The sequence below is a fragment of the Streptomyces sp. NPDC001415 genome (genome assembly GCF_053597395.1).
Genome location: NZ_JBSFIE010000049.1, coordinates 34,083 through 41,414, shown reverse-complemented (window position 1 = coordinate 41,414; position 7,332 = coordinate 34,083). Strand labels below are relative to the sequence as shown.

At 68.6% G+C, this 7,332-nt stretch carries 7 protein-coding genes; 3 read left to right on the top strand and 4 right to left on the bottom strand.

Annotated features, from left to right (window positions below; all coding sequences use genetic code 11):
- Positions 1 to 1,178 (top strand): hypothetical protein (locus tag ACWC2B_RS35510; RefSeq protein WP_450724060.1); only part of this gene is annotated, 1,178 nt, incomplete at its 5' end.
- 312 nt (positions 1,179 to 1,490) lie between these two features.
- Here ACWC2B_RS35510 and ACWC2B_RS35505 read toward each other — a convergent pair.
- Complete coding sequence (locus ACWC2B_RS35505) at positions 1,491 to 2,051, bottom strand: hypothetical protein (protein WP_450724058.1); 561 nt, start codon at positions 2,049 to 2,051, stop codon at positions 1,491 to 1,493.
- A 283-nt stretch (positions 2,052 to 2,334) separates the two neighbouring features.
- On the opposite strand from ACWC2B_RS35505, the gene ACWC2B_RS35500 reads away from it, so the two are divergent.
- Positions 2,335 to 2,694: a hypothetical protein gene (locus ACWC2B_RS35500; RefSeq protein WP_450724056.1), complete on the top strand. Its 360-nt coding sequence runs from the start codon at positions 2,335 to 2,337 to the stop codon at positions 2,692 to 2,694.
- A gap of 208 nt (positions 2,695 to 2,902) precedes the next feature.
- Positions 2,903 to 3,205 (top strand): hypothetical protein, encoded by a 303-nt coding sequence (locus ACWC2B_RS35495; RefSeq protein ID WP_450724054.1) that lies wholly within the window; start codon positions 2,903 to 2,905, stop codon positions 3,203 to 3,205.
- A 30-nt stretch (positions 3,206 to 3,235) separates the two neighbouring features.
- Here the strand turns inward: ACWC2B_RS35495 and ACWC2B_RS35490 are convergent, their stop codons facing one another.
- The 3 genes from ACWC2B_RS35490 to ACWC2B_RS35480 all read right to left on the bottom strand — a co-directional run bounded on the left by ACWC2B_RS35490 (position 3,236) and on the right by ACWC2B_RS35480 (position 7,270).
- Complete coding sequence (locus ACWC2B_RS35490) at positions 3,236 to 3,658, bottom strand: hypothetical protein (protein ID WP_450724052.1); 423 nt, start codon at positions 3,656 to 3,658, stop codon at positions 3,236 to 3,238.
- 593 nt (positions 3,659 to 4,251) lie between these two features.
- Positions 4,252 to 5,661 (bottom strand): cytochrome P450, encoded by a 1,410-nt coding sequence (locus tag ACWC2B_RS35485; protein WP_450724050.1) that lies wholly within the window; start codon positions 5,659 to 5,661, stop codon positions 4,252 to 4,254.
- Positions 5,662 to 5,746: 85 nt separating this feature from the next.
- The gene (locus ACWC2B_RS35480; protein ID WP_450724048.1) at positions 5,747 to 7,270 is read right to left on the bottom strand and encodes a hypothetical protein; all 1,524 of its coding nucleotides are present in this window, start codon (positions 7,268 to 7,270) and stop codon (positions 5,747 to 5,749) included.
- Between the last annotated feature and the right edge of the window lie 62 nt (positions 7,271 to 7,332).

Here is a 7,332-nt window from a genome sequence, read left to right as displayed (position 1 = left end):
CCGACCAGAGCAGTGCCGCCTGGTTCGCGGAGCTGAAGAAGGCCCTCAACCAGGCCCTCGCCAGCCTGCGCATCCTGATGACCTTCGACTCGGTCGTCCCTGTCCTGCCGCCCTGGGTCGGAATCGCCTACGAGGTCGCCGGCATGTTCGCCGTGATCTTCGACGCCTTCCGCAACTACGACGACCTCTCCTGCCAACGCACGATCGGCATGGACCGCCAAGACCTGGCGGTCCTCTCCCACTACGGCCACACCTCCTGGCACTTCAACGGCGAGGGCCACCACGAGCTACGGGTGAAGTACGCCGGCGAACCGGTGCCCTTCCCCGTCGGCACCCTGCGCTACGCCGTATTCAACGGCCGCAACTGGAGCGCCCCGATCGCCCTGGACTTCGAGTCCATGACACCCCCCACCCTCGCCTCCTACGACGGAGTCCTCCACGCCCTGTTCGTACGCCCGGCCGACAAAGCGGTCATGTGGACTCGTCTGGAGGCCCCCGTGGGCGCCGGCGGCGGCAGCCCGGCCTGGAGCAAACCCGAACGCATCGGCCCCGACGCCAGCCTCTACGCCCCGGCCCTGGCCGTGGCCCACGGCAAGCTGTACTACGCCGTCACCGGACAGGACCGCGGACTGTACTGGCGCACCTACACAACGAGCGGAGGCTGGAGCCCGTACTCGAAGTTCCAGGGTTACGGCTCGCAGTGCGGACCCACCCTGGCCACCGTCCGGGAACAGGTGTGGATGGTCCACGTGAGCGGTGACCAGTCCCTGTTCCTCAACACCCATAAGGGCACGGCCTGGGGCCCGGCACAGGACGACGTCCTCGACTGGCAGGTGAAAACCGCCGTCGCGATGGTCACCTACAACGACGACACCTGGAAGATCGCCGCCGGACTGGACAGCTTGCTGCACGCCAGCACCTCCCAGGGCCACCCCGGCATCTGGCAGCGCCGGGGCAACATCGACCCCGACCTCCTCACCAACCACTCCCCGGCACTCACCGTGCACGACGGCAAGATGTGGCTCTTCATCCGCGGCAACGAGGGCGCCCTGCAGGCGAACACCTACAACGGCGCGTGGAGCGGCTTCCACAAGGTGGACACGGGATCGGCCAAGCCGTTGGACGCACCGTCCGCCGCCTCGCACGACAACAAGCTGTACGTGATGTACCGCCACTGATCCCGCTCACCCCAAGCGGCAGACCCGGCTCGCTGCCCTGCCGTCGGAACGGCCTGACTCACTGCCACTACAACACCGAAAACCGTCGGTATCCGGTGACAGTGGTCATGCCATGCACCGGCCAGTTCGGCAGCGAGCCGGTCAGCATCGCCCGGCAGGCCGACCTTTCACAGGGCGGCCAACGGCGCTGGCGGCCCGCTCGGAGCATCGCGGCGTGTGGCTGAGGACGGTGCCTTGACCCTTCGAGCAGGATGCGCCGACCAAGGAAGAGCAGAACGCCAGCAGTGTGCCGAGCAGGCCAATGAAGGCCACTCAGTCGTCGTCGCCGGCTTGGTGGAGGTAGATGCCGTCAAGCATGTAGCGGATGCGTGCGGTGCCAGTGGGCAGCGGGTAGGACGGGTACGCGGTATACCCATACGCACTGGCGAGTTCCGCCAGCTGAGCGGACGCCTGGCCGGGGAACTGCTCTGCCACGTTCTGGGCCTCGGCGCCGATGGCGGCCAGGAGCTGGTTGCGGGCCTCCGTCGCGGCGGGTGACTGCGCATTCTTGGGCCACAGCTCGGCGACTTCCCTAGGCACGGGGCCCGCGATCTGTGTTCGCAACACGATCTGGATGCCTGCGTTCTGATCCGCGTTAAGGGCCGCCAGCCCGGCGGTGGCGATGCCGCGGAAGGCGCGGGCGAGTTCATGAAGCTGAGCGGACACCTTGCCGGGGTACTTCTCCAGGTTCCGGGCCTCGGCGCCGATGGCGGTCAGGAGTGCGTCGCGGGCTTCCGTGGCGGCGGGTGTTTCGGCCGTGGTGATCTGTGCCGGGATCTGCTGGATTTTCTCGTTGGTGGCGACGGGAGTGGGGTCGGCTGGGTTGCTGGTCATAGGGCGCCTCGTGGCTCGGAGGGACTGGTTCTCGTCAGGCTAGAGCCGCGCCCGTGGACTGCGGGCCTTCCTTGATCCACGAGTCGGGAATAGGCCATCTCTTGGCTGGACATGGTGGGTTGCTGCGCTCTCACCCGCTGACTGCCCGGAAGCTGCGGAGGCGGGCACGGCAGAGGCGCGCCGCTGCCTCTCGGCCACCGGGCCGGAAAGTGTCGTTGTTGGAACATGTCTGACCTGGGACGCTTCGTTCCGGTCGGCAGGGAGCCGACCGGTGAGGAGAGGCATGTCTGAGATCACGCCAGAGGCCAAGGGGCCGGCTCCGGTAAGGCTTGAGGCGACGGCAGGCGAGCCCGTGCTGGTTCCCGCGTCAAAGGTACGGCCGGAGGATATCGGGACCCTCGCGATCGAATACCGCGATGGCGTGCCGGTGATCGTCGTCAGCGGCGGGAAGTTCATCCCGGCGGAAATCGCCGTGGTGAACCAGGAGGGAGTCGCCGTCGCGCGTGTCACCGCCGCGCCCATCGACTCGGTGCTGGCCGGCGGCGATGAGTCCAACCTCCTCACGAACGGGGCCCTGGTCCTTGGCTATCAAGGGTGGCTCGCCGGAGCCCAGTTGGCCTATGACACTACCGAGGCAAAGTAACGGGACACTTCTCGCGGACTCTCATCGCCAGCCTGAAGGATCATTCCCGATCGGGCAGCAGGATCGCCGCGATGGATCTTCAAATGATCACCACGCCCGTGAGGCCGCCGCCGGTTGGCACCGCGCGCAGGAGTCGCCGGGCGCCAAGTCCGCGCGCCCTCGTGGCATCCAGCGGGACTGGGTGGAGCGGACGGGCTGCTGGAGTTCGGTGACCCGGGTGCTGCTCACCTGCGAGCAGGTGCGCGCGTACGGGCTCCCGGCGACCGAGGGCAGGTGCGGCGATCCGCGGTGGCCGGCCTTCGCCCGCCGATACGGCTTCGACATCGAGCACCCGGTCCAGTGGGAGGTGGAGGCGCTGGGGCCGGACGAACTCCAGCGCCTGGTCCTCGCCGCCGCCGACCCGTACATCGACCGCGACGTCCTCGCACGGCAGATCGCCCGCGAGGAACAGCAGCGCCGCGCCTTGGAGGAGTTCGCCGGTCGGTGGGGTACGCGCACTGAGGAGCCGTAGGCCGGGCCTGTGCGGCTTCGGCTCGGAGGGTCAGCGGCTTCTGATGGTGCCGCGGACGAGGGCGTAGGGGATCGCGCAGAAGGCGCCGAGGTTGGTGGCGACGATCAGGGTGAGGAACAGCCAGTAGGCGAAGCCGTGGCCGTTGGAGGAGGCGAGGAGCCACCCGTAGGTCAGGGTGGTGAGGATGCCGGTGAGGGCGAGTCCGGCCGCCCAGCCCGTCTTGCTCAGCCCGAAGCCGAGGCCGATGTAGGCCCAGAACAGGGCGGGGCCGGCGACGGCCGCGATGGCCAGGAACACCGGGAAGTCGATGTCCCGGCCGCTCATGTAGTCCGTGAGCTCAGGCACCGAGATGAAGGCCAATAGGCCCATGTAGGCGACGCCGAGGACGACCGCGACGATCGTGATCACGCGGGCGGCACGTGTGGTGGGAGAGGTGTTCGCGGCGTCGGTCATGAGGCGGTGGGCTCCTTCTCCTACGGCGGGCAGGGCAGTCGGCCCCGCTCCGGGTTAGCCGTCGGGGACCACAGGGGTGCGTGCTTTCCGGCAAGGCTCCCCGGGGCCGGTGATGAACAAGCCACTCGAAGCGGTGACGCGACACCGGCGACCGCAACGCACCCGCCCGGCCGTGCGATACCGGCTGGTGAGGCCGTACGGTCGCCACGACCCCACCGGCCGAATCCCGCTGCGCTACGACGGCGTCGTCGGGGTGGCGCACCGCCCGGGACGTGGACCTCACCGACCCCGACTTCGTGGAGTGGCGAGGCGTCGGACCCGAAGGGTGGGAGCGCCCTCCCGCTGAGCATCGCGAGGGTTGCACCGGAAGGGGGCGGAGGGTTGTCTGCACGGTTGCACTAGGCGGGGGACCGCAGGTGTGACTGGAGGTGGGACCCCCCGAATTGGGTGATCTTCCGTTTGACCAGGTCAGCGGCCTTGGGCAAGCCCCGTTCGCACAACGACACCTCTAATTCGTTAGTAGTTAGAGGTGACTTCCGTCAGGGGCCAGCCGGGGCGCTCTGACTGGGCGAACCACGGCCGGGAGTGGCCGCCTACCCGGCCGTTTCGAGGGGAGAATCCTCAGCGGTTACGCCGCGCTTGTACGGGATGATCGAGAGGCGATCGGGGTAGACGCCGAGGTTGATCTTCGGGCGGGGCAGGGGCGGGGCGAGTTCGAGCTGTTGCCAGGTCTGCGCGATCACACCGAGCATGATCGGCATCTCGGCCCACGCAAGGTTCTCCCCAATGCAGTTGCGGCGTCCGGCCCCGAAGGGGATGTACGAGCCGCGCATGGCGGTGGTCATCCTCTCCTTTGTCCAGCGGTCGGGGTCGAACCGGTCAGGTTCCGGGAAAACCGATGGATCATGCTGGAGCAGGTACGGGCTGTAGACGACGGTGGCGCCTTCGGGGACCAGGTAGCCGCCGAGTTCGACCGTCCGCCTGGCAGTACGGGTGATCAGCCACGTCGGCCCGTACAGCCGGATGGCCTCTTGGAGTACGCGGCGTGTGTAGGTGAGGGCGTCGAGGTCCTCGTATCGCAGTGGCCGGTCGCCGCAGACGGCCTGCAGTTCCGCCCGCACCCGCTGCTGAGCCTCGGGGTTCCGGATGAGCTCGTACAGCGCCCACACCGTGCTGACTACGCCGGTCTCGATCGCGGTGGTCAGCAAGGTGATGACCTCGTCCTGCAATTGCCGCCGTGACAGCGGGCCGCTGTGCGGGTCATGGGCCGTGAGCAACGTGTCGAACAGCCCACCCGGCTCGCGCACAGCGGTCAGGGGGCATCCGGTTGGCGCGCCTTTTGTTCCCTGATTGAGTTCGATGACCTGGTCTGCCAGTTCACGCAAGCGGGCGACGTTCCTGGCCTGCGCGGTGGTGGCGGGCAGTGGCAGGCGGGTGAGCCAGCCGGGAAGAAGGGCCTGTCGACCGGCGCCGTGCATGACAACCGGCACCAGTTGCCGGATTTCGCGCTGTACGCGGGCGGGGACTTCAGCGCCGAACAACGCCACCAGGAACATGCGCAGGGTGAGCTCGCTCACATCGTCGAGCACGTTCTGCCGGGTGACCCCCTCGTCCCAGGAGCCCACGAGTTCCCGCGCCTGTCCGATCATGGCTTCACCGCGGGTGGCGATGTGCGCCTTGTTGAACATGGGCTGCATCAACCGGCGGCTGCTCATGTGGGCCCGGCCGTCCGCGATGGTTGCCACCCCGTGGCCCAGGAGGCTGCGCAACGCGTCGTAGATCTTGCCACCCTTGACGAAGACGTCGGCTTCGGCGACCAGGATCTGGCGCGTCAGGACCGGCTCGGTGAGCACGTGGACCGGGGTCGGCCCGATGAAGACGCGAACGATCGGTCCCTGTTCGCGCAGCGACTCCATGAAGGGCAACGGCCCCCGGACAAGGCGGTGGGCATGTCCGAGGAGAGGCAGTCGGCCAGGTGCGGTGGGTGCAGAGGAAACGGCCATCACATATCAGTCCTTTTCGTCGCTTGACGAGCAGTCCGCGGCCTCGTGCACTCTGCGCGGACGTGAAGAACGCCGGGGTGCCACGTCACGTGAGGATGGGTGAGCACTGTGGGGCGGTGCATCGGGTGGGCGTCTGGGGGAGGTGCCGGAGGGTGATGGTGTGGGCGGCGAGGATGACGGCGCGGACGACATTGACGGGGGCGTAGAGGGTTTTGGCGACCCATAGTGCGGGCGGGTCGGTGTCGTCCAGGTGTGCACACAGCCGGGTGTGAGCTCGCTGGTACGCCTCGGCGGGGGCTGGGCCGAAGTGGGGTTCAAGGGCAGTGAGGGCGAGGACGGCGTGGCCGGTCTCCTCGGCCAGCCCTTCACTGCTGCCCCAGGACCCGTCGGGGTGCTGGCTCTGAAGCAGCCAGCGCCAGGTGCCGGCCATCTCGTGCGGAGCCGCGAGGGCACAGGCGAAGGCGGCCTGGGCGGTGGCGTAGTAGGGCGAGGCGTGCCATTTGTCGATCCACCAGGCACCGTCTTGGCGTACGTCCAGGAGGTAGCCGAGGGCCGTGGAGCTCTCCCTGGCGTAGGTGTCGGGTTGGGCGGCGAAGGCTTCGAGGGCGCGGGCGTTGACGGTGACGGTCAGCCCGCGTTCGTGGGGGTAGCAGGCGACGTGCGTGTCGGTGACGAAGGAGGAGAGGGCTTTGAGCAGGGCGGTGGCGGGGCGGTGGTAGGCGTGCAGGACGTTGGCGGCCATGGAGGTGTCGTCGGAGTCGGCCGCCTGGAAGTCGGCGCTCATGGCCAGTCCGGCCGGGGAGCGTTCGCCCAAGGCTTCGAGCCGCGCGACGTGAGCGGCGGCAGAAGGGGGCTTCAGGCCTGCGCGGGCGAGTGTGTAGAGGACCCAGGCGGGTTCCATGACGTCGAAGCCGTGGACTTCCGGTATGCCGCCGTCGTCGGTGGAGCGGGCGGCGCGCATCAGGTACCACAGGGCCGCAGGGGCGCGGGTGGCCTGCCAGAGGGCGATGGTGGAGGAGGGGCTGTCGGCCAGGGAGCCGTTCGGCAGGGCGAAGCGGGCCAGCTGCCGGACGGGTATGAGGTCGGTGAGGCCTTCGACGGAGTAGAGCAGGCTGGTGGGTTCGCGCAGCAGCGCGCCGGAATCGACGAGGGCGGCGAGTTTGTCCGCCCGCAGCCGGTGCAGTTCCCCGGCACCCTGCACGTCCACGTTCAGGCCGCGTCGGCGGGCCTGATCGAGGAGGAAGGGGGTGACGACCTCGAAGCCGACGGTCTCTCCGGGCGCGCCGCGCCAGTCGCCGGCGCGGTGCCGGAGGTAGTCCACCCCGGCGCGCACTGCGGGCCGGCCGGTGTCGTCGGGCACGTTGTCAAGGGCGATGATCGCGGCAAGAGTGGACACGAGGCGGTCGTAGGGGTTGCGGACCGCACTACTGCCCCAGGAGCCATCCGGGTGCTGGTGCGCGGTCAGCCACTGACGGGCCCGGGGGAAGACCGCTTGGCCGTCGGGGGTGGTCAGGCGGGCAGCCCAGGCGGTGGTGTAGGCGGTGGAGGCGATCGTCCTCCCGCCGATGGCCCTGACGATCTCGTCGGCTGCGTTCACCGCGTCGTGCACGCTGATCTCCTTGCTCCCATGAGGTTTACGTCTGTGTGCTTGCGGCCTGAAGTGCCTTCTGA